22 protein-coding genes and 1 tRNA gene are annotated in these 20,612 nt (G+C 44.4%); 17 read left to right on the top strand and 6 right to left on the bottom strand.

Annotated elements, in window-relative coordinates:
• Window positions 1–88 precede the first annotated feature (88 nt).
• The 7 genes from QE390_RS16055 to estT all read left to right on the top strand — a co-directional run bounded on the left by QE390_RS16055 (window position 89) and on the right by estT (window position 6,664).
• Window positions 89–481 (top strand): hypothetical protein, encoded by a 393-nt coding sequence (locus tag QE390_RS16055; protein ID WP_307142889.1) that lies wholly within the window; start codon window positions 89–91, stop codon window positions 479–481.
• A gap of 755 nt (window positions 482–1,236) precedes the next feature.
• Window positions 1,237–1,629, top strand: coding sequence for a VOC family protein (locus QE390_RS16050; protein WP_307142888.1), 393 nt, complete (start codon window positions 1,237–1,239; stop codon window positions 1,627–1,629).
• A gap of 95 nt (window positions 1,630–1,724) precedes the next feature.
• Entirely contained in the window at window positions 1,725–2,036 is a 312-nt protein-coding gene (locus QE390_RS16045) for an isochorismate lyase (RefSeq protein ID WP_106634956.1), read from the top strand.
• A gap of 339 nt (window positions 2,037–2,375) precedes the next feature.
• Entirely contained in the window at window positions 2,376–3,569 is a 1,194-nt protein-coding gene (locus QE390_RS16040) for an AraC family transcriptional regulator (RefSeq protein WP_307142887.1), read from the top strand.
• A gap of 110 nt (window positions 3,570–3,679) precedes the next feature.
• Complete coding sequence (locus QE390_RS16035) at window positions 3,680–4,771, top strand: serine hydrolase (RefSeq protein ID WP_307142886.1); 1,092 nt, start codon at window positions 3,680–3,682, stop codon at window positions 4,769–4,771.
• 108 nt (window positions 4,772–4,879) lie between these two features.
• A complete protein-coding gene (locus QE390_RS16030; RefSeq protein ID WP_307142885.1) occupies window positions 4,880–5,683 on the top strand; it encodes a helix-turn-helix domain-containing protein in 804 nt (267 codons plus the stop codon).
• 126 nt (window positions 5,684–5,809) lie between these two features.
• Window positions 5,810–6,664 carry a macrolide hydrolase EstT gene (estT, locus tag QE390_RS16025; RefSeq protein WP_307142884.1) on the top strand — a complete coding sequence of 285 codons (855 nt, stop codon included), beginning with the start codon at window positions 5,810–5,812 and terminating at the stop codon, window positions 6,662–6,664.
• 469 nt (window positions 6,665–7,133) lie between these two features.
• On the opposite strand, the gene QE390_RS16020 is transcribed toward estT, so the two are convergent.
• The 3 genes from QE390_RS16020 to QE390_RS16010 all read right to left on the bottom strand — a co-directional run bounded on the left by QE390_RS16020 (window position 7,134) and on the right by QE390_RS16010 (window position 8,576).
• Window positions 7,134–7,217: transfer RNA gene (locus QE390_RS16020), tRNA-Leu, on the bottom strand.
• 119 nt (window positions 7,218–7,336) lie between these two features.
• Window positions 7,337–8,047, bottom strand: coding sequence for an ABC transporter permease (locus tag QE390_RS16015; protein ID WP_307142883.1), 711 nt, complete (start codon window positions 8,045–8,047; stop codon window positions 7,337–7,339).
• Entirely contained in the window at window positions 7,980–8,576 is a 597-nt protein-coding gene (locus QE390_RS16010) for an ABC transporter permease (protein ID WP_307142882.1), read from the bottom strand. Before QE390_RS16010 ends, QE390_RS16015 begins: the two co-directional genes overlap by 68 nt.
• A gap of 120 nt (window positions 8,577–8,696) precedes the next feature.
• Here QE390_RS16010 and QE390_RS16005 point away from each other — a divergent pair, with 120 nt between their 5' ends.
• Entirely contained in the window at window positions 8,697–9,959 is a 1,263-nt protein-coding gene (locus QE390_RS16005; RefSeq protein ID WP_307142881.1) for an asparagine synthetase B, read from the top strand.
• Between the two features lie 55 nt (window positions 9,960–10,014).
• On the opposite strand, the gene QE390_RS16000 is transcribed toward QE390_RS16005, so the two are convergent.
• A complete protein-coding gene (locus tag QE390_RS16000; protein WP_307142880.1) occupies window positions 10,015–10,995 on the bottom strand; it encodes a DNA/RNA non-specific endonuclease in 981 nt (326 codons plus the stop codon).
• A 163-nt stretch (window positions 10,996–11,158) separates the two neighbouring features.
• Here QE390_RS16000 and QE390_RS15995 point away from each other — a divergent pair, with 163 nt between their 5' ends.
• Together QE390_RS15995 and QE390_RS15990 are read left to right on the top strand one after the other, a co-directional pair.
• Window positions 11,159–11,983 carry a purine-nucleoside phosphorylase gene (locus QE390_RS15995; RefSeq protein ID WP_307142879.1) on the top strand — a complete coding sequence of 275 codons (825 nt, stop codon included), beginning with the start codon at window positions 11,159–11,161 and terminating at the stop codon, window positions 11,981–11,983.
• Window positions 11,984–12,052: 69 nt separating this feature from the next.
• Entirely contained in the window at window positions 12,053–13,342 is a 1,290-nt protein-coding gene (locus QE390_RS15990; protein WP_307142878.1) for a Gfo/Idh/MocA family protein, read from the top strand.
• Between the two features lie 36 nt (window positions 13,343–13,378).
• Here QE390_RS15990 and QE390_RS15985 read toward each other — a convergent pair whose 3' ends face one another.
• Together QE390_RS15985 and QE390_RS15980 are read right to left on the bottom strand one after the other, a co-directional pair.
• On the bottom strand, window positions 13,379–13,576 hold the full coding sequence (locus QE390_RS15985) for a hypothetical protein (protein ID WP_307142877.1): 198 nt from the start codon (window positions 13,574–13,576) through the stop codon (window positions 13,379–13,381).
• A gap of 180 nt (window positions 13,577–13,756) precedes the next feature.
• Window positions 13,757–14,077 carry a tetratricopeptide repeat protein gene (locus tag QE390_RS15980; protein ID WP_307142876.1) on the bottom strand — a complete coding sequence of 107 codons (321 nt, stop codon included), beginning with the start codon at window positions 14,075–14,077 and terminating at the stop codon, window positions 13,757–13,759.
• Between the two features lie 301 nt (window positions 14,078–14,378).
• Here QE390_RS15980 and QE390_RS15975 point away from each other — a divergent pair, with 301 nt between their 5' ends.
• The 7 genes from QE390_RS15975 (at window position 14,379) to QE390_RS15945 (ending at window position 20,576) form a co-directional block, all read left to right on the top strand.
• Window positions 14,379–14,963, top strand: a complete 585-nt coding sequence (locus QE390_RS15975; protein ID WP_106634966.1) for a bifunctional nuclease family protein — start codon at window positions 14,379–14,381, stop codon at window positions 14,961–14,963.
• 87 nt (window positions 14,964–15,050) lie between these two features.
• Window positions 15,051–15,935: an ABC transporter permease gene (locus QE390_RS15970; RefSeq protein WP_106634967.1), complete on the top strand. Its 885-nt coding sequence runs from the start codon at window positions 15,051–15,053 to the stop codon at window positions 15,933–15,935.
• A gap of 53 nt (window positions 15,936–15,988) precedes the next feature.
• Window positions 15,989–16,258 (top strand): DUF3098 domain-containing protein, encoded by a 270-nt coding sequence (locus tag QE390_RS15965; protein WP_307142875.1) that lies wholly within the window; start codon window positions 15,989–15,991, stop codon window positions 16,256–16,258.
• A gap of 102 nt (window positions 16,259–16,360) precedes the next feature.
• The gene (locus QE390_RS15960; protein ID WP_106634969.1) at window positions 16,361–17,155 is read left to right on the top strand and encodes an undecaprenyl-diphosphate phosphatase; all 795 of its coding nucleotides are present in this window, start codon (window positions 16,361–16,363) and stop codon (window positions 17,153–17,155) included.
• A gap of 9 nt (window positions 17,156–17,164) precedes the next feature.
• Window positions 17,165–17,887, top strand: coding sequence for a tRNA pseudouridine(55) synthase TruB (gene truB / locus QE390_RS15955; protein WP_307142874.1), 723 nt, complete (start codon window positions 17,165–17,167; stop codon window positions 17,885–17,887).
• 4 nt (window positions 17,888–17,891) lie between these two features.
• Window positions 17,892–18,815 (top strand): bifunctional riboflavin kinase/FAD synthetase, encoded by a 924-nt coding sequence (locus QE390_RS15950; RefSeq protein ID WP_307142873.1) that lies wholly within the window; start codon window positions 17,892–17,894, stop codon window positions 18,813–18,815.
• A gap of 333 nt (window positions 18,816–19,148) precedes the next feature.
• The gene (locus QE390_RS15945) at window positions 19,149–20,576 is read left to right on the top strand and encodes a hypothetical protein (RefSeq protein WP_307142872.1); all 1,428 of its coding nucleotides are present in this window, start codon (window positions 19,149–19,151) and stop codon (window positions 20,574–20,576) included.
• Window positions 20,577–20,612: the final 36 nt, after the last annotated feature.

The raw sequence follows: 20,612 nt of genomic DNA, 5'->3' as shown, positions 1-20,612 counted from the left end.
GACTAGTAATAAAAGAAATTAGGATGAACGGCTTTGCAACCTATAATGCAAGTTCAGGGTCTGTATTGAACCAATTAAGTCTATGCCTATGAAATCCTATATCGTATCGGTCATCCTGCTTGCTTTCATCCTCTTCTCCTGCTCGAAAGAGCAAGCAAACATTCATAAGCGTACATGTGTAGCGGTACGTTATACCATGGAGTATTGCCCGGTTAAAGCTTCTCTGGTGACATTTTTGGAGCCACGCTCGGACCTTCCTCGGCCTGCTCACTTGAGTACTATTTATACCTCTCAGGCAGCAGTACTTAATCTTCCAGATGAATTTAAGAAAACAGACACTGTGTTTTATCTAACCTTTCACTATGATGAAGACCGGGAAAAGAAAGAGAATGCTGAAGCTCCCTATATCTTCTGTCCAGCCCATATAGGAGTTAGTCCAATCATCGTTGGTGAATCAGCCTCCTGGCAGTCTTGCAAGTAAAGGGCGGTAGAGTTACTATTTAACCCTCCCCGGTAGCTAAAAGCGTCTGATCTACCCCCGGGTGTTAGGTGGAAGATTTTTAAAACATGATAGTTCTGACGAAAGCTACGGTTCCTAAAAAGGCTCCGATACTATTGCAAACGGCTGAGATTCGGAATATTTGCCTGTAACTTGATGCGTCTAATACGATCGTTCCAAGAACGGCAATCGCAACAGATGCTAGTGTTGATAACAGTGAAAACCCAATCCATCTAGCTACTAGAATTAAAACCCATCCCTGTTCAATAAGCATAGCCTGTGAATCATCTTTAGAGCCCAGGTAAAAGCCAAAGGATAGTAATAGAGTAACTAATGTTGAGGCTATAATCAAGATCCAGGAGAAGTAGGAAAGCCGGAGGTTAATGTCCATAACTTTAGCGAGTATTGAACCAATCATTGAATCTACACAATCCTAGCAAACTAACAGTGGACTATATAGCCAACCCAGTTTAGGTAAACCACAAATACCTGATAATCAACAATTTGATTTTTACTCACAACGGGTACTGAAACGTTCGTTATCACGAAAAGCCTCTACAGTGGACTAGATAGCTAACGGTCCGCTCGCTTCGCTCACTGCCAGCAGACTCTTTACAGGTGATTCAGAATATCTATAACGTGGGATTATTCCACCCCTTTTGCATGAATTACCTTTAGATCTTGCAGTGATTAAATACCACCAGTACCGGTATTTAATCACTAGCTTAGCATCCTATATGAATCAACGCATTGCTCACCTCACCCTAGTAGTCCAAGATTACGATGAGGCGATAGACTTTTATACGACTAAGCTTGGGTTTACTTTGCTGGAAGATACGAAACTTAGCGAAACCAAACGCTGGGTGTTAGTGGCTCCAAAGGGCGATGGGTCGTGTGCTTTATTACTAGCCAAAGCGGATGGGCAAGCTCAGGAAAGCCGGGTTGGCAATCAAACGGGTGGCAGGGTATTTCTCTTCCTCTACACCGACGACTTCGAAAGAGACTATCAGGCGTATCAGCAACAGGGAATCAAGTTTGTTAGACCTCCCAAAGAAGAAACCTACGGAAAAGTAGCCGTGTTTGAAGACCTCTACGGCAATCTTTGGGACTTGCTAGAGCCGAAAGCTTAAATGTCTCCCAAAAAGATATTCACAGCTAAATTGCTTCCCTAACAGCCTCAGCTAGTTAATATAACATAACGATTGATTATACAATTAAGAAATACATGGATCATCCCTTTAAGAAGCCAGAAGATTGTCAGGACATGGTTGATATCAGGCAGGCTATTGATGCCCTCGATAAGGAAGTGATTCGTCTATGGGCACAGCGATTTGAGTATGTCAAAGCAGCGGCTAAGTTCAAAACCAATGAAACAGCGGTACGTGCCCCTGAACGCTTCACGGCTATGCTAGTGCAACGCCGAGACTGGGCCCAGCAGCAGGGATTAAATCCAGATATAATTGAAGGGCTCTATCGAACCTTAGTCACTCACTTCATTGAGGAAGAAATCAAACATTGGCAGAAACATTCGACTTAATTAAAAACACTTATAAAACAGGATCGGAATAGGCTTTTCCCGGCTATGCAACTAACTTATAATGGTTATAGACTGGATAGCATTTACTAATGATATAGTAGCTAAAGTGCTGGGAGAAGAACGTTTTTCCAGTACTTACCTACTCATCTATTACAATCGTACGTGGAAACGTATACGTACGATAAATCAAATGCTGATTACCTTAGAAGAAAGTAGATTATACATAAGGGTTAGTGAAAAACAGCAACTAACCCTGGGAAAACCGATTTGCGGTGTCACTTCTACATAGATGCTTTAATTTCAAGCCTATACAAATACATTTTTTGTATCTAATTGACCATGAGTCACGATGCCGGATTTTCCCTTTTTGAAGTAATTATTCTTATTGGGATCGCCCAGGGTACCATTATTTCAGCAATGATTACCCTTCGCAAAAGACAACAGTTGAATAAGTTGTTATTGTTAGCAGTGCTGATCACTTTCAATTTATTAGGTGTGAAAATATTGATTCACACTACCGGACTTTGGCACTCTGTATACTTTCGGTACTTCCCACTGGCATTTGAACTGCTCATTCAGCCACTCGTCTGGTTATACATCCATTCCCTGATTTATGTCCCTTTTAAACTAAACAGAAAGCACTGGCCGCATTTTGTCCCCTTTGCTATTTCAATGGGATATGCACTTACTGTATACATGGCAACCTTATCGACCATGGATTTAAATGAAAAAGACGCTATTGCCAATGGCCTTTCGTTTAATTTAGTCAAGCAAATAGAGGAGATTTTAGCCATCTTTTCAGCTATTATATACTGGTGGATGGGGGCAAGGTTAGTTCATCAGTATCGTCAATGGCTTTTTGATTATACCTCTACTACCGATTATCCCACCTACAATTGGCTTAGAAGGTTATCGCTGCTGTGCTTTATACTGATTGGAATCTGGGGGCTAACTTTCTTGCTGGAAAACTTCTCGATTTTCCAGATACGGCCCTTTGTCTATTTGCAGGTGTTTTTCATTTACCTTTCAAGCCTGGTGTATTACCTTGGTTTTAGGGGTTACATGATTGCAGACAATACCGGTATCCTTGCAAAGCTTTCCCAACAGCAGTTACTTTCATTCCTGCCGGCCCAGCGAAGCGGTCTCGTCTCACCCGTTTCTAATGACCAATCAAGTAAACAAAATTTACTAAAAGAGCAGATCGAGAGGGTTTTGATAGAGCAAAAATTGTATTTGGATCCCGAGCTTACTATTCAGAAACTGGCGGATGTACTAGGCAGTAGCTCGTCAGTCGTGTCCAAGGTGATTAACCAATCATTTGGCAAGAGCTTTCGAACACTGGTTAATGAATACCGGGTAGAGGCGGTGAAAAGGATGCTGGATACCCTTCAATCACAAAACCTTTCCTTGCTAGGAATCGCATTTGAGTGCGGGTTTAATTCGGAGGCCAGCTTTTACAGGATTTTTAAATCAATCGCCGGGATTTCACCCAAAACCTATGTACAACAAAACAAACACTTCAAACAAGAGTAAGGGTATATCCGTATTCTGAGGTATCGACCCAAGTTAATTACTCTCAAAATATCTTTTGAGGGCCTTATCCAATTATTCGATGGTTGCTTCGCCCAAAACTACAAGCAACTATGAAAAAGAGAGTCAAATCTTTACTTACTGCGACGCTGATCATCCTGGTATTGGCATCCGTATACGCCTGTTTACCACGCGTATGGTACAAGCAGAGCCGCTATGGCAAGCCCCTTTCCACAGCGGGTACATTATCCGCCGCAACCCAAAAGCAGCTTTCTCTTTATATACAAGATACTGCCCAGAACGCTCAGGCCGTAGTAGCCATTCAGAAGGAGCGGATCATTCTTGAAGTGGGAGACACCCGGCGGCTGATTAACTGTCACTCAGCCAGAAAAAGCATAATGGATCTATTGATCGGTATTGCGGTTGAAAAAGGTATGCTGCGTCTTGACCAGACTTTGGGAGAACTAGGAATCGATGAAAGCAAAACCCCGCTGACCCATCAGGAGAAAACCGCTACAGTTCGTGATTTGTTAATGGCCAAATCAGGAGTGTATCTGCCAGCCGAAGCCGAGACGGATTTTGCCAAGGCCAACCGACCGAAACGAGATCAATATAAACCTGGAGATTTTTTCTTTTATAATAATTTTGACTTCAACGTGTTAGGTGCTATTCTCGAAAAGGAAACCGGGCAAACCATTGGCGGGTTTATGGATAAATACCTAGCCCAGCCTCTTGGCCTGCAGGATTTTGCACCATCCAATGTTGTATACGGAAACCCATGGCCCATCCGAAACGACCAATCTGATTACCGGGTGTACTGGATTTTTCTCAGTGCCCGCGATATGGCCCGGATCGGGGCGATGGTATCTCAAAAGGGAGTCTGGATGGGCAAGCCAATCGTTTCGGCTTCCTGGATTGAAGAAAGCTTTCAACCCTATACCCAGACATTGGATAAAAGCATGTGGCCTTTTGATGCCTATGGATATTTGTGGTGGATTGATAAGGATACACAAACCTATTGGGCAGACGGTTTTGGGGGACAGTTTCTTTTGGTAGACCCGACACGTGGATTGGCAATCGCCCAACGCAACTTTACAGGCAACTCTCTGTTGAGCTCTGGTTTGTTCTTAATGAAAAAAAGACGCGACGGAAGCCGAAGGCAGTTAATACATGTGTATGAAATGATTAAACAGCAGTTGGACTAAAATCTATTCGTTATTAACCAACTTTTTTACCAGAACGGGTTTATCGTAGCAAACTGTTAACAAACTCACCAGGCTCTCTTGTTCGTGGCCTGCTCAACATCATTGCCCATGCATTACCTACGCTATCTGCCCTCCCCGAGGCTCCGAGACTACATCCATTTTTTCTGGACACTGGAAAGTAGTGCCCCTCCAACTACCCCCTTTTTTCATTGGGCGGTCGCTTCGGGCTCTTCCAAACTGGTCTTTCAGTATCAAGGGACGATGGAACTTGAAAATCCATCGGGCACCTCGCAAATTCTTAAGGGAGCGAGTATACAAGCTCAAACCCAGCGAGCCTTTCAGTATGTGACCCACCAGGCTGTGGGTTTGGTGGGAGTTTACTTTCATCCCGGAACACTGGGGGTGCTGTTAGGAGTTCCCGCCCACGAACTCACGAACCAGCATTTAGCACTTTCTGACTTGTTGGGACAAGTCGGAAAGGACTTGGAAGAAACCATTATCCTCGCCCGATCAAACTCAGAGCGAATCCACCAGCTGACGATGTTTTTTGAGAATAGATTGGCCACTCTGTCGAGTAGCGATCTAGGCGTCCTCCGCTGCATCCAGGCTATTACTTCGAGTAAAGGACAACTCGCCATTCAAGCGTTAGTGGATCAGCATTATCTGTCCCAACGGCAGCTAGAACGACGCTTTAAGACGATAGCCGGGTTTAGCCCCAAGTTATTATCACGCATCATTCGCTTTGAGCATAGCATCAATTTGTTTATGGATCACCCCACTTCGCTGACCCAAACGGCTTACGCGGCTGGCTACTCAGATCAGTCCCATTTTATTCGAGATGTCAACGAGTTTGCTGGCCAACCGCCAATGACTTATTTCAAGCAGGATTGGTCCCTGTTTCGTTCTGAGTAAAATGTCGATTTTATACAAGTAGGGTCATTGCCGATGGGACTACCTTTGTCCACGCAGGTGTACTGCTCAAAAGAGCTGGTTTACCTGGTGCTTCAGCAGATGATACCTAACTAATACGATAAGTCGATGAATGAACGCCTGATTCAACACAAAGATGTGCAGTTATGCACCCAAAGCTTCGGCCAGGTAGGCAGGCCTACCGTTTTACTGATCATGGGTGCCACGGCTTCCATGCTCTGGTGGGATACCTCTTTCTGCCAGCAGCTGGCTCGTAAAGGCTATTTTGTCATTCGCTACGACAACCGGGATGTGGGTCAATCGACCACCTATACCCCGGGGCCTCCTCCCTACCAGTTAGACGATCTAGTGGATGATGCAATGGCCATCATTAACGGTTACGGGCTGGGTCAAGCTCATTTGGTGGGCATGTCCTTGGGCGGATTGATCGCCCAGATGGCAGCACTCAAATACCCGCGACGCGTTAAGTCCCTCACGTTGATCTCCACAGGACCTTGGGGGGATTCTGATCCCACCATTCCGGAAATGGACCAGCGTATCGTTGCTTTTCAGGCTAAGCGGGGAGAGGTAGATTGGACTGATGAGCAGGCCGTGGTCGAGTACATGAGTCAAGGGGCCCACTTGATGAGTGGAAGGAAACCTTTTGATAAAAACAGACATGAACAGCTGATCCGGACTGAATTCAAGCGGGCAACTAATTACGTGAGTATGTTCAATCATGCCTTCCTACAAGGCGGAGAGGAATACTATGGGCGAGTTTCAGAGATTAAACAGCCGACTTTGCTTATTCATGGAACCGATGATGTCATCTGGTCTTACAAACACACGGATGTATTGCTAGCAGAGCTCGATGATGCACACCGGATAACCTTAGAAGGAACAGGCCATGAACTTCATGCAGCAGATTGGGATAAAATAATCTCTGGCATTGCTGATCACCTTAGCTCCGTTGCGGACCAATAAGGCCAAGTCTCAGCATTGACAATTTTGTTGGCACAGGTAAGCTTTGGTACCATCCTTTAAGGTTAGACATTAAAAGAAGTTAAGTTAGACAAGGTTTACGGGTGCTTGAGCATGCTAATTACTAAGCCAATTTGCCCAAGATGGTAGATGTTCATGCTAAATGATGCCATTAATGAGGTAATCAAACGTATGCATCTGATCGTTATATGCTTTGGGCAAACATTCATCCAATTGTTGTTTTAACGATTCAATTAAACGCGACTGATTGGCGGCCAATTGTTCCTGTAAAACAGTCCATCCTAGCCTTGAAGCTGCTCAAGTGAAGGCCAATCCTGAGTGCTTTGCATTGGGATCTGATACGCATAGTTAGCTACCCTCTATCCTAGCCTTAAAATCTGAGATTATTCAGTAACAAAGCAAAAATCCCTCTCAACATTCTGACGAGCAGACTATTAAGAGGGATGACCAGTACCCAGAGCCGGAGTCGAACCGGCATGCCCGTGAAGGCAATGGTGTTTGAGACCATCGCGTCTACCGATTCCGCCATCTGGGCATTGCGTATCGCGTTTGGGAGTGCAAGTATACAACATTCCTACACGCCTTGGCAAGCTCTTTCCTGAAAAAGTTTTCTACTTCTTCACATTCTCCTGTAAATCAACCTGCTGACTAAACTTATTCATAACGCAATGCATCAATGGGATCAAGCCGGGAGGCTTTCCAGGCGGGGTAAAAGCCCGAAAACAGGCCTACGACGATGCAAACGCTAATCCCAATGCCAAGCCATAACCAGGGAATAATAAAGCTAGCCGTGCCCTGACTGAGCAATTGCGAAACCACATTGCCAAATACCATTGCCAGGATGAGCCCTGCAACGCCTCCCAATACACAAATAACAATGGCTTCGATTAAAAACTGCTGCCGAATGCGACTCGGTGTTGCTCCCAGGGCTTTTCGAATGCCAATTTCCTGAGTTCGCTCGGTTACCGAAACCAGCATAATATTCATCAGAGCAATGCTGGCTCCTAGTAAGGTAATGATGCCGATACCAAAACCGCCATATTTAAGTTTAGAACTGGCTTCTTTAAAGTTTTCCGCCACGGCATCCGCCCGTTCCACCTGAAAAGAATCTTCCTGCGTCGTCGGATCACGGCGGATTTGCCGCATTAAGCCCCGGGCTTCGCCCATTAATAACTCTATCCGATTGAGGCCGGGGACGCTGGTAGTAATGGCAAAAGACAACACGCGGGTACCGGCCAATTGCCGGGCTGTTTCAATGGGTATATAAATTCGGCGGTCGTCTCCTCCACCCGTCAGGTTACCTTTTCGTTCCAGTAAGCCTACCACCCCGAAATTTCGTCCCCAGCACCGTAATATCTTTCCCAATGGGTTGGGACGTTCCAAAAAGATTAGTTGCAATTTCGGCCCCCATAATGGCAACATTCGTAGACATCGACACATCATTGGCCGTCAGGTTGCGTCCTTCCTGAAGTTTAAAACTTTTTACCGTGAAAAAATTCTCGTCAATTCCCATCACCGTGACGTTGGGATTACTTTTTTTGCTCTCAAACTTGACCTGAGCTGATCCCGTCACCATCGTAGCAAGAGAAACGGTAGCACCAAAGCCAAATCGTTCTTTGTATTCCTGAGCTTCGCGGTAAAGAATCGGCCCAAAAACCTTCTGCCGGCGACCGCCAATACGCATCCCCATCTGTTCGCCCTGATTAATATCAAACGTATTCGCTCCCAGACCAGCAAAGCTATTATCCATACTGCTCTGAATACCGTCGATGGCCGTCAGAATGCCCACCAGGCTACTGATTCCCACGGCAATGATCAGGGAAGTAAGAACCGTACGTAATAAATTCGCCCGGATGGACCGTAATCCTTCGCGGGTATTTTCAAGCAAATTCATAGATTGCTCCTTAATTATCTTTAATTTCTGGTAAATTCATTCTTTCAAGAACCATGATCGGAAGATCGTATATGGTCTAAAGGTCAAAATTCGTTCCTGATTTTGAAAACTACTGCACCAATGAAACGACTAATCGTTCCGTTCATCCTTTTCTGCGTGATTTGCGGTTCCGCTCGGGCCTCGCAAATACTGATTCCGATGGATGAATCCCAGAAAAATCACCTCAAAGCGTATGGTCTGGCGTATTGGGTCCTAAAAAATTACGAAACCGAAGTTGAGTGGTTACTTAATTACCGGGGCGGCAGTTTCATGATCCCCGAAAACCAGAAATTTCAGAATGAGCTAGTTATTCGGGGCATCAGTTATGAAGTCATTTCGGACGGTCAGGCCCAGCAAATTCGTCAGGAGTTGCAACAGCCGGATGTGAACATGGACGTGGTAAAACTTCAGAAAGCTCCGAAAATTGCCGTGTATAGTCCAAAGGTAAATCAGCCCTGGGACGACGCCGTAACACTGGTACTAACCTACGCTGAAATTCCCTACGAAACGGTTTATGATGATGAAGTCATGAGTGGCAAGTTACCCACCTACGACTGGCTACACCTTCACCACGAAGACTTTACCGGACAAATGGGTAAGTTCTGGCAGCACCGAAATTATCCCTATTACCAGGCTCAGAAACGGAATGGCTTACAGGCAGCGGCTAAATATGGGTTTTCAACCATTCCCGAATTGAAATTTAACGTGGCAAAAAAAATTCAGGAATTCGTTTCGGGTGGTGGGTATATGTTCGCCATGTGTAACGCAACGGATACCTATGACGTAGCTCTGGCGGCCAATGGTGTTGATTTCGTAGACCCTTTTTACGACGGAACCCCCGCCGATCCAAACATTAATCAGAAGCTTGATTTCTCTAAAACCTTTGCTTTCAAAGACTTTAAGGTTATCCTTGACCCTTACCAGATTGAATTTTCTACGGTAGATAGCCAGCCTGAAGAACGCCGATTGATCGAGTCTAACGATTACTTTCAGTTGTTTCAGTTTTCAGCGAAATGGGATGCCGTTCCTACGATGTTAACCCAGAATCATACCACGACCGTGAAAGGATTTATGGGGCAAACGACGGCTTTCAAAAAGGAATACATTAAGCCAGAAGTATTGATTCTGGGCGAGAATCGTTCAGTGGGCGAAGCTCGCTACATTCACGGAACCTTCGGTAAAGGCTTCTGGACCTTCTACGGCGGTCACGACCCCGAAGATTATCGTCACGAAGTAGGCGAAGAACCGACAGATTTACATTTACACCCTACCTCACCGGGGTATCGGCTGATTCTTAATAACATTCTTTTCCCCGCCGCGAAAAAGAAGAAAATGAAGACTTAATAAAAATCCCAGTCAGCTATACTGACTGGGATTTTTATGGTACTAACCTAAGCCGTTAACGTCCCCGGCCAAACCAGGCTTTCACGTCATGCTGAGCTTCAATATTCGTTTGAACGGACTTGGGTAACTTGGCAAAGAAGTCAATTCCGGTTTTCTTTTCAACGTCATCAATTGAAGTCGTAAAATCCTGAAGAACTACGTTCACGAAAGCTTTATTGGCGATAAAGAACGCAATAGCTTCCTGTTGATGAGGATCGTATACGAGTTTGTAGTAATATTCAGGAACCGCAATTTTCGTACTCTTGCCAATCGTTGGTAATCCTTTTTTCAGAACGGGTCCGGTAACAATGACCAGATCACCCCGTTTTTTGCTCCAGCTTCTTACTTTCTGCTCAATGTTATTCCAGATGCCCGTGTTAAGCTCGTGCAATTGCGGAGACATATTACTCATGTAAAAACTTTCGTCCTTCAATTCCTGATCATAGTTAAAATCGCCTGCCGGAGCCAGGTGCCCCCGATCATAACCCGTATTGGTGTAATCGTTCGGCAAAGCTGTTTTCGTCTTTACCATTGGATCGGGCTGAAAACTATCGGCTCGCTTAGCATTGCCTTTTTTGTTAAGTAACAAATGGACCACCCAGGATGGCTGCTCATATTCTTCCTGATAGTCAAGAATGTACCCTCTGCGTCTGATAATCTGATCATTCTTGTTGTAGGCAGGTAAGTACTCATCTATCGAACCCAGCGTAGAGCTAGTATTTTCCTCTCCGTTTTGTGTACTGCTTTCCTCCCGTACATCCGAAGCTTCCGAGTCATACTCTTCTTTCCTACCCTTTTCACGTTTCGAACCTGTTTCTTTGCTGGTATCCACCGGACGCGTTTCCGGTGGGCGTTTCATGCCCGCTATTTCATACAAATCCCCCTTGATTACCTCAAAAGGATGCGGCTGGTTACAGTAGCGGAGAACCAGTCCGATACCCACTAAAAACAGAATAAAAACGAAGCGATTATTACGCATCCCTCTCGTACGTGCCATTTCAACTAATAAATAACGAATTCTAAAACGGGTGTAAAGATGACTCGTTTTTGTCAAATCAGTTTAGTTTACGGTTGTCGGTTTGCAGTTTTTAGTCCGATTTATTCCTTTTTGTTTCAATTTATTACTCACCATCTATCTTCGTACTTCTGACATCTCTCTTATGACTCCTGAAATCATTCGCGAAACCAGCGAATTCATACAAAATCAGTTACCCGATTTTGAAGCCAAGATCGGTATTATTCTAGGTACGGGCCTTGGGCATCTGGCTCAGGAAATCGAGGTGCTTTGCGAAATTCCTTATCATGTGCTCCCCCATTTCCCGATCTCTACGGTTGAAACGCATTCAGGTAAATTAATACTGGGCACTTTGGGCGGAAAATCCGTTATCTGCTTGCAGGGCCGCTTTCATTATTACGAAGGGTATTCGATGCAGGAAGTTACCTTTCCTATTCGGGTATTGCATTCGATGGGCGTGAAGTATCTGTTTGTTTCCAACGCCGCCGGGGGTCTGAATCCGGCATTCAACATCAGCGATTTAATGATCATTGAAGACCACGTTGCGTTATTTCTGCCCGAAAGCCCCTTACGCGGCAAAAACCCTGCTTCATTTGGCCCGCGTTTCCCCGACATGAGCCAACCGTATGATCTTGAGTTAATTAATCAGGGAAAAGCTATTCTAAAAGAGTTGGGAGTAACCCTTCATTCGGGTGTATATACCAGCGTTCAGGGACCACAACTAGAAACCAAAGCCGAATACCGACTCCTTCGTCAGCTCGGCACAGATGCCGTTGGCATGAGTACTGTTCCCGAAGTAATCGTAGCTCATCAGGTGGGCATGAAGGTTTTTGCCTGTTCTGTCATCACGGATTTATGTTTCCCTGAAACGCTGAAAGAAGCCAAATTCGAAGAAATCCTGGCGGCAGCCGCTAAGGCTGAACCTCACTTAACCCAACTCTTTATTCGATTAATCCAACAGATTTCCTGAGGTTTTGTATCTTTCGGTTCCTCTACACGCCTTCGGGTTTCACCGCCCGAAGGCAGACGCTAAACCTCTATGAACCGAAGAACTTTTCTGGGAAGCACTTCCAAGGCTTCCCTGGCCTTTTCCGCCGTCCCTTTATTATCCTCTTTCGTTCGAACGGAAAAATACAAAACCGCCCTCATTGGCTCAGGCTGGTGGGGCATGAATATCCTACGGTGTGCCATACAGGCGGGGCAATCGAAAGTAGTTGCTCTTTGTGACGTGGATACTCGCCAGATCAAGACCGCTCAGCAAGAACTCCGTAAACTCACCAGCGATCAGCCCAAAGTCTATCGGGATTACCGCGAAATGCTGGCCAAAGAAAAACCTGAAATTGTAATTGTAGCCACGCCCGATCACTGGCATCCGCTTTGCTGTATTGCGGCCATCGAGTCGGGAGCTCATGTATATGTAGAAAAACCCGTTAGTCATACCATCTTGGAAGGTCGGGCGATGGTGAATGCCGCTCGTAAGCATAATCGCGTCGTACAGGTAGGCACGCATCGACGCGTTTCCCCCCATAACATTTCAGGAATGGATTTTCTGAAATCGGGCAAAGCCGGAAAAATTGGCATGGTCCGGGCTTTCGTGCATTACGGCGGTGGTCCAGGAGAGAAAACAACCGCTCAGGAGCCACCCAAAGAACTCGATTGGAACGCCTGGTGCGGCCCCGCTCCTCTCGCCGATTACCACCCCAGCATGCATCCGAAAGGCTTTCGTTTATTTCTGGATTATGCCAACGGGCAGCTTGGCGACTGGGGCATTCACTGGCTGGATCAGATTCTGTGGTGGAGTGAAGACCCGCATCCCAAACAGATTTACTCGACGGGCGGCAGAGCCATTCGCCAGGACGACACCGACGCCCCGGATCACCAAATTGCGGCCTGGAAGTTTGACGATTTTACGGTTGAATGGGAACACCGGCTTTTTGCGGGGAATGAAGCCGAAAAAGCCAATGTCGGCTGTTACTTCTACGGTACGGAAGGAACCTTTCACATGGGCTGGACGGATGGCTGGACTTTCTATCCGACTAACAAGAACAAATCCATCATTCATCAGGACCCTAAACTGGATTTACCCGATCAGCAAAACATTGCTGCACTCTGGCGTAATTTCCTCGACTGCATTGAAAGCAGACAAAAGCCCGTTTGTGATATTGAAATTGGTCAGCGGTCCACGAATATGGCTCTTTTAGGAATGCTTTCGTATAAATTAGGCAGAAGCATTAACTGGGACGGTACGAAAGAACAAATCCTGAATGACGAAGAAGCCACCAAACTTCTCCGACGAGATTATAGGGGAGAATGGCAATATCCTGTCTAAAACAAGGCTTTCATTGATGGGAACTTAAGAAATGAACTATTGCTGGCAGAGAAAAAGCTGGAAAAACTGTTTCTCACTCACAATCTGAAGGCCCTGCCGCTGGCAGCGTGGCCCGGCCAGCTTTTTCCGCTGGTAACAATAGCTTATTTGGGGTTTGCTGCCAGCAGAAAAGCTGGCAGCGGTACTCCCTAATACGGTTGATCCAATTGTATTCGCTTGATCACATTGACTCATAAAAACTGTTTCTCACTCGCAATCTGAAAGCCCTGCCGCTGCCAGCTTTTCCGCTGGCAGCAATAGCTTATTTGGGGTTTGCTGCCAGCAAAAGCTGGCCGGGCCACGCTGGCAGCGGTACTCCCTAATACGGCTGATCCAATGTGTTCACTTGTTTCTTCTATTAACAACAACTATCCCCTAAAGCTCCCATTCATCCACCCAGCGTTGATAAGCTCCCTTAAGCTCTCGCAGGGCATGAAAATCCTTTGCTTCTTCCGCCTTCTGAATTCCCTGTTCGTAAATCACTCGGGCTTTGTCCTCTTCCTCCTGTTCTGCCCAGAATTGGGCGGCGTGATAATAGGTGGGTAAGTAGTCTGGGAAATCGCTGATTAGCTTATCAAACCCTTCCCCCGCTTTAGTGGCATCCGTTTTCTGATATTCTAACGTCAGAGCATACCAGTTGAAAGGATCATTGGGTTCTTCCCTACAAAAATCTATTAACAATTCCAGACGGTTCATAACGGGATTTTATGGGCTGATCGCGGAGAAACAGACCCGTATGAGTATTTTTATTTTATTCCATTTGCGAAGATAATCCATAAGCTATTCTCCTTCAAAATGCTGCTTATGTCAGCTTAAAATCATGAGCTGACCCTAATTTTTCTGCCAAAAATGGCATCAGAACAATTGGTATAGTCTTTTCGTTACACTTTTTGTAACTCCTGAAAGGCATTATAAATCGGAATAAGGCAGGTCTGGTTTCCAAAACTCGACGGGTCTTGTTACTTTTGCCTACCTTTCTAAACAGAGGTCGTAACCAGTGGAAAAAATCAAGTTAGAGATTTTAGGTCTTTCCCCGAGTCAATCACAGACCGGGTCATTTGCTCTGATATTGGGTGAAGAGTTTGGTAATCGTCGATTACCCATCATTATTGGCATGTTCGAAGCCCAGGCAATTGCTATCGAAATTGAAAAAATAACCCCGAACCGTCCGATGACGCACGATTTGTTTAAATCGTTTGCTCAGGGTTTTCATTATAAGGTCACTGAAATTGTGATTTCCGATCTGCGGGAAGGGATTTTCTTCGCTCAGATTGTCTGCACGGATGGATTAAAAGAACGCGTGGTTGATGCCCGTCCGTCGGATGCCATCGCCATTGGTCTGCGTTTCAATGTTCCCATTTATACTTTTGAAAACTTACTTTCAGAAGCCGGAATCGTTGCCAATGAAGGAACTTCAAGCGAAAAACCTGAGCCCGCTCCCGTGTCAGCCAGCAAGCCTTTTCCCGATCAGTTGAAAGATAACACAACCGAAGATTTGCATAAAATGCTGGATCAGGCTTTGACGAATGAAGAGTACGAAAAAGCAGCCCAGATTCGCGACGAAATAAGTCGTCGCAATTAGGAGTTACCGTTCGTTAAAAACCCTTAAAAATAGCAAGCGGCTGTTTCTTCCTTCGGGAAACATCTATTTTTGCAAGGATTCGCTCGTATGGCCACAGAAAAACAACGTAAAAAGTATTTACCTAATCTGACTATTACTGTTAGCTTAACCATCGCCCTATTTATCATTGGCTTGTGTGGTTTATTAACAGTGATGGGCCGGAAATTATCGGAGGTAGTAAAGCAAAATATTGAGGTTCAGGTGTACCTCAACAAAGACCTTACTGCCGAGCAATCCGAGGGAGTTCGTAACCAGATTCTGGCTAAACCATACGTTGCCCGGAAAGAGGGCAAGCCTCAGGTAACCTTTGTTTCCAAGGAAGAGGCTGCGGAAAAGTTTATTAAAGATACGGGCGAAAATTTCAAAGAGTTTCTGGGCGAAAATCCGCTTCGGGATGGCGTCTTTATTAAAATTCAGGAAGATTATTTTTCAGAAAACGGTCTGAAACAAATCAAGCAGGATTTACAACGCATTCCGGGGGTTTTTGAAGCTAGCTACGTAGAGAATTTTGTAGATGAGGTGAACAAAAACATCACTAAAATCTATATTGTGCTTTCGTCCTTCGTAGTTTTATTACTGATTATCATTGTTGTTCTGGTTAATAATACGATTAAACTCGCTCTTTATTCACAGCGGTTTACTATTCGTAGTATGCAGTTGGTTGGAGCCACCAATGGATTTATCCGCAAACCCTTTTTATACCGCGGATTGATTCAGGGCATTGTTAGTGCAATACTCGCCTGCGGGTTATTAGTAGCTATTATCAATCTGGGTTTCAAGTACGTTCCCGAAATTAATGTCCTGCTAGGCGATTGGGAGAAGTTAGGAATCCTGGCCGCTGTCCTGTTGATCATTGGCATGTTTATTGGATTTGTAAGCACGCTTCAGTCCGTAGAACGCTATCTACGCTCATCTGTCGATAAGCTTTACTAGCCTCTTGTTATTAAAGATTTTATACCCGGTTAACGCTCATACATTTAACTATTATGGCAACAGAATTTAAAACCTCAGGCATTTCCAGCCCCTTTGCAACTGGCAATGACGCCTCAGCTCAGGCGAAAGCCATGCCTTTTCAACGTAGCAACTATTTGTGGATGATCATCGGCGTGGTTACCATCCTGGCAGGCTTTTTCATCATGAGTATGGACAGAGAGGAATTTGGCTTCGGTTTCTTGGGCCTTACCCTCGGTCCTATCGTTGTGGTTGCTGGTTATATCATTGAATTCTACGCCATTTTACAAAAGCCTAAGGCTTAGTTCATACAGGTCTTGTTTGAAGGGTACTGGGAGCATCTCTGCTTCCAGTACTTTCTTTGTTTTATTCCGCCAAATCTACTTCCTATTTAATCAACCTTTTTCATGTCAATTCTACACGCTATTATCTTAGCAATTATTGAAGGCCTTACGGAGTATTTACCCATTTCATCCACCGGCCACATGATTCTTTACTCTTCGTTCGCCGGCATTGCTTCCGATCCTTTCGTCAAACTTTTTACGGTTGCCATTCAGTTCGGGGCGATTCTATCGGTAGTTGTTTTATACTTCAAGCGTTTTTTCCGGTCATTTAATTTTTACATCAAGTTATTCGTCGCTTTTATACCCGCCGCCGTTTTTGGTTTGTTATTCAGCGATATCATCGATAGCCTGCTGGAAAGTGCCATGGGCGTCGCTGTTTCCTTACTGATCGGAGGAATCATTTTACTCTTTGTAGACAAATGGTTTACCAACCCGGTCATTACTGAAGAGAAGGACATTAACTTATGGAATGCCTTCAAAATCGGGATGTTCCAGTGTATCGCCATGATTCCGGGCGTTTCCCGTTCCGGTGCGTCTATCGTTGGCGGGATGAGTCAGGGGATCAGCCGTAAAGCAGCAGCGGAATTTTCCTTTTTTCTGGCCGTTCCAACGATGTTTGCGGCCACGGGCAAGAAAATGCTGGATTATTTCATGGACGGAAACACGCTAACGGGCGATCAGATTCAACTGTTTGTCATTGGCAACGTCGTAGCCTTTATCGTAGCCATGATTGCCATTCGTTTCTTTATTAGTTTCCTGACGAAATACGGCTTTAAAGTGTTCGGCTGGTATCGAATTGTGATGGGCATTATCATCATCGCCCTCTTGATGAGTGGCGTTAATATGGAAGTAGTTTAACCCTTGAGTATGGAGCGTGAGGAACAGAAAGTCCAGGCAGCAGATCCCGGAGAAGTCATTATGATAGATAAGCCCCTGGGCTGGACTTCTTTTGCAGTAGTTAAAAAGCTGAAGTGGGCGGCGAAATATAAGAAGATTGGTCATGCAGGTACCCTGGACCCTCTGGCAACGGGGCTGCTGATTTGCTGTACGGGCAAAATGACCAAGCAAATTGAAACCTATCAGGCGGCAGAAAAGGAATACACCGGAACGCTGGTGTTAGGAAAAACCACTCCTTCTGTCGATCTGGAAACGCCTTTTGATGGCGAATATCCGGTGGATCATATTACTCCTGAAGTGATTGAAAAGGCTTTGGCAGAGTTAACCGGAACGATTTTACAAACCCCTCCTATTTTTTCAGCCGTGAAAGTAGAAGGCGTTCGGGCTTATGAACTGGCCCGCAGTGGTCAGGAAGCAGAAATTAAGCCTAAACAAATTACTATTACCGCTTTTGAACTCGATCAAAGCCGTTTTCCTGAACTGGATTTCCGGATTGTCTGTTCCAAAGGCACTTATATCCGTAGTTTAGTTCGCGATTTCGGGTTGCTCTGCCAGTCAGGAGCTTATATGAAAAGCCTTCGTCGGACGCGTATTGGTGAATTCCACATTGATGACGCGATTTCTCTGGAAGATTTCGTAGAAACACACCGCCCCGGCAGTGTGCTTTACGAACCCCGAATCAGACCCCTTTAAATTTATGCAAGTATACCATGGTATAGAGGAATTCAGGAGACTTCCTAACGCAGTTGTCACCAGTGGAACTTTCGACGGTGTACACTTAGGCCATCAGAAAATCTTAAATCGATTAATCGAATCAGCCAGGCAGTCCAATGGTGAGTCGGTGGTGATTACCTTCTGGCCTCATCCGCGTATTGTAGTTTCCGCGGATAGTGCGGACCTGAAATTACTTAATACGCTCGATGAAAAAATAGAGTATCTCCAGGCTTCTGGTATTGATCACTTGCTGGTTATTCCTTTCAATCGTGATTTTTCTTTATTAACCTCTGACGAGTTTATCCGAAAGATCCTGATTGATACCATTGGTACCAAGCGTCTGGTAATTGGTTACGATCATCGTTTTGGACGAAACCGGGAAGGTGGGTTCGATTACCTTCAGGCCCATTCGCACGAATATGGTTTTGAAGTGGAAGAAATCCCCCGGCAGGATGTTGAACATCTGGCCGTAAGTTCAACCCGAATCCGGCAATCCTTACTGACCGGAGATGTGACAACAGCGGCGGCCTTTCTAGGTCGATCTTATACGCTGAGTGGAACAGTCGTTAAAGGTCGGCAACTGGGTCGGCAACTGGGTTACCCTACTGCCAATCTGGAATTACCCGAATCCTATAAGCTTGTTCCTGCCGATGGAGTGTATGCCGTTCGGGTGAAATGGAAGAGCAACTGGTATGGGGGAATGTTGAGTATCGGAACCAACCCTACTGTTGACGGTACGATCCGTACCATTGAAGTCAATATTTTCGATTTCGATAAGGAAATCTACGGAGAAAAACTCACGCTGGAATTTGTCATCTGGCTTCGCGGGCAAATTAAATACAACGGCCTTGAACCCTTAATAGCCCAGATTGGGCAGGATAAAATTGATTCATTAAAGTTCTTATAAATCAACAAAGGATGGGTAATGCTCATCCTTTGTTCGTAACTATAGTAACATAAACGTATAAAATAATAGAGTTTTTAACTCACGAAGAGTCAATTTAGCATTCTAGATATTCTCTTATATTTGGCTGGACTTTTTATTACACCACCTTCCATGCCAATCATTTATACTTTTTACGGAAAAATTATTATTATACTACTTCTTGTAGCTTTTACCTCTTATGTCTGGGTTAAGTATAGGTCGGAAACTTCCTTAAAAAGAAAAGGATTTATCTATATTTTTCTTGCCATTACTTTAGCATTACGGCTTTTAAATATTCAGAATACTGAGGGAGATGTGGATACAAGTACCTGGCTTTCGAGTGCTATTTCCATCAATTATTATCCAGATAAACTTTGGAAGATTCTGAACTATACGGACTCACGTCCGCTTACTGTTCTACCGATCTTAATTCCCAGTTGGTTAGGCATTAACTTAAGTTACGCTCTGACCAATGTGGTTACTATTCTCTGCTGGTTAGGAATCATTTTCTATTTCTATAAATCCATTGCTCTCTTTATTAATGCTAAACGGGCTCTACTGATTACCTGGACGCTTTGTCTTTTTATTAGTACTACCTGGTCTCTTCAGCATACGGCCTATAACTCAGAACATATCAGCATTTTCTTAATAACACTGGCGACCTACCTGTATGTTAGGTATGAAAAAACGAAACAGACCTCTGGTTTTCAGATCTTTACTTTAGGAACTATTCTGGGAAGCTTGATCTATGCGAAGTTTCAAAACGCTCCAATGGGTTTGGTCATTGCTGCTTTCGCGATGCTATTAACCCTTCGTTTAAAAAACTATACATTCTTAGCTTTACTGATTTTAGGAGGAATTCTTCCTACATTATTAATCAATCTGGTCTTTATTTATTATCATAAACTCTCAGACTTCTGGATAAATTATTTCTGGAATTATCTATTGTATTCTTACTCGACTCAATTTCAATCCCTACCAACCATCGAAAGGTTTAACCCAATTCGAATTGGTAAATTCATTCTGAATGTAAAATCCTCTAGAATTTATTTCTTTGCCTTGATACCCTTGACTATTCTAGGAGTTTCATATACTTTATTCCGGAGCAGAATAGCGAGTTCTTTTGAAAAAATTAATGGTTATTTTTCGGTACTTATGGTGGCTACCAGCCTGTATGCCGTTGGTCAGTCAGGTAACTTATTTTCTCATTATATCCTCTATCTATTTATTCCTGTTTTATACTGTATTGCTGCATCTATTCCCTATTCCAATCGAAAAATCAGTTATGTATCCATAATCCTTCTAGTACTAGCTTCATTGATTCAGGCTATCTACAACGTCGTTACTATACAGCCTGAAAGTAGCTCTGATAAAGTTGTTTATGAAACGCAAATTGTCGATCAAATCAGGCAACATTCTACCGATAAAGATAACATCGTGATTTGGGGTTGGGTAGACCGCTGGTACGTGCAGTCTAATCGAGCCTGTGGATATCGGATGCCTCACAGTCACCATTTATTTATGAAGTCGGATCTTTACGCTCACCGTATTGCTAATTTTATTGGCGATATGGAGGAAAATAAGCCGGAGATTTTTATTGATACAATGGACTCCACCTATCCCATGGCTAAAGGATTAGGTAAGGCCCATGAATATTATGCCGAAGTGAAAGCCTATATTGGATCAAAATACCACTTAATTTCAACCATAGATCAGGTTAGAATTTTCAAACGTAATCCATAGAAAAAGGCCTTCAGTAATGCTGAAGGCCTTTTTCAT

It is taken from the genome of Siphonobacter sp. SORGH_AS_1065 (assembly GCF_030818595.1).
Lineage (GTDB): Bacteria > Bacteroidota > Bacteroidia > Cytophagales > Spirosomataceae > Siphonobacter.
Note: the sequence above shows the minus strand (reverse complement) of the source record. Positions and strands in the feature narration are given on the sequence as shown.

Excerpts from the sequence above, each read along its gene's own strand:
- QE390_RS16055 (WP_307142889.1), top strand. The coding sequence starts at position 89 with ATGAAATCCTATATCGTATCGGTCATCCTGCTTGCTTTCATCCTCTTC.
- QE390_RS16050 (WP_307142888.1), top strand. The coding sequence starts at position 1,237 with ATGAATCAACGCATTGCTCACCTCACCCTAGTAGTCCAAGATTACGAT.
- QE390_RS16045 (WP_106634956.1), top strand. The coding sequence starts at position 1,725 with ATGGATCATCCCTTTAAGAAGCCAGAAGATTGTCAGGACATGGTTGAT.
- QE390_RS16040 (WP_307142887.1), top strand. The coding sequence starts at position 2,376 with ATGAGTCACGATGCCGGATTTTCCCTTTTTGAAGTAATTATTCTTATT.
- QE390_RS16035 (WP_307142886.1), top strand. The coding sequence starts at position 3,680 with ATGAAAAAGAGAGTCAAATCTTTACTTACTGCGACGCTGATCATCCTG.
- QE390_RS16030 (WP_307142885.1), top strand. The coding sequence starts at position 4,880 with ATGCATTACCTACGCTATCTGCCCTCCCCGAGGCTCCGAGACTACATC.
- estT (WP_307142884.1), top strand. The coding sequence starts at position 5,810 with ATGAATGAACGCCTGATTCAACACAAAGATGTGCAGTTATGCACCCAA.
- QE390_RS16010 (WP_307142882.1), bottom strand. The coding sequence starts at position 8,576 with ATGAATTTGCTTGAAAATACCCGCGAAGGATTACGGTCCATCCGGGCG.
- QE390_RS16005 (WP_307142881.1), top strand. The coding sequence starts at position 8,697 with ATGAAACGACTAATCGTTCCGTTCATCCTTTTCTGCGTGATTTGCGGT.
- QE390_RS16000 (WP_307142880.1), bottom strand. The coding sequence starts at position 10,995 with ATGGCACGTACGAGAGGGATGCGTAATAATCGCTTCGTTTTTATTCTG.
- QE390_RS15995 (WP_307142879.1), top strand. The coding sequence starts at position 11,159 with ATGACTCCTGAAATCATTCGCGAAACCAGCGAATTCATACAAAATCAG.
- QE390_RS15990 (WP_307142878.1), top strand. The coding sequence starts at position 12,053 with ATGAACCGAAGAACTTTTCTGGGAAGCACTTCCAAGGCTTCCCTGGCC.
- QE390_RS15985 (WP_307142877.1), bottom strand. The coding sequence starts at position 13,576 with ATGAGTCAATGTGATCAAGCGAATACAATTGGATCAACCGTATTAGGG.
- QE390_RS15980 (WP_307142876.1), bottom strand. The coding sequence starts at position 14,077 with ATGAACCGTCTGGAATTGTTAATAGATTTTTGTAGGGAAGAACCCAAT.
- QE390_RS15970 (WP_106634967.1), top strand. The coding sequence starts at position 15,051 with ATGGCCACAGAAAAACAACGTAAAAAGTATTTACCTAATCTGACTATT.
- QE390_RS15965 (WP_307142875.1), top strand. The coding sequence starts at position 15,989 with ATGGCAACAGAATTTAAAACCTCAGGCATTTCCAGCCCCTTTGCAACT.
- QE390_RS15960 (WP_106634969.1), top strand. The coding sequence starts at position 16,361 with ATGTCAATTCTACACGCTATTATCTTAGCAATTATTGAAGGCCTTACG.
- truB (WP_307142874.1), top strand. The coding sequence starts at position 17,165 with ATGGAGCGTGAGGAACAGAAAGTCCAGGCAGCAGATCCCGGAGAAGTC.
- QE390_RS15950 (WP_307142873.1), top strand. The coding sequence starts at position 17,892 with ATGCAAGTATACCATGGTATAGAGGAATTCAGGAGACTTCCTAACGCA.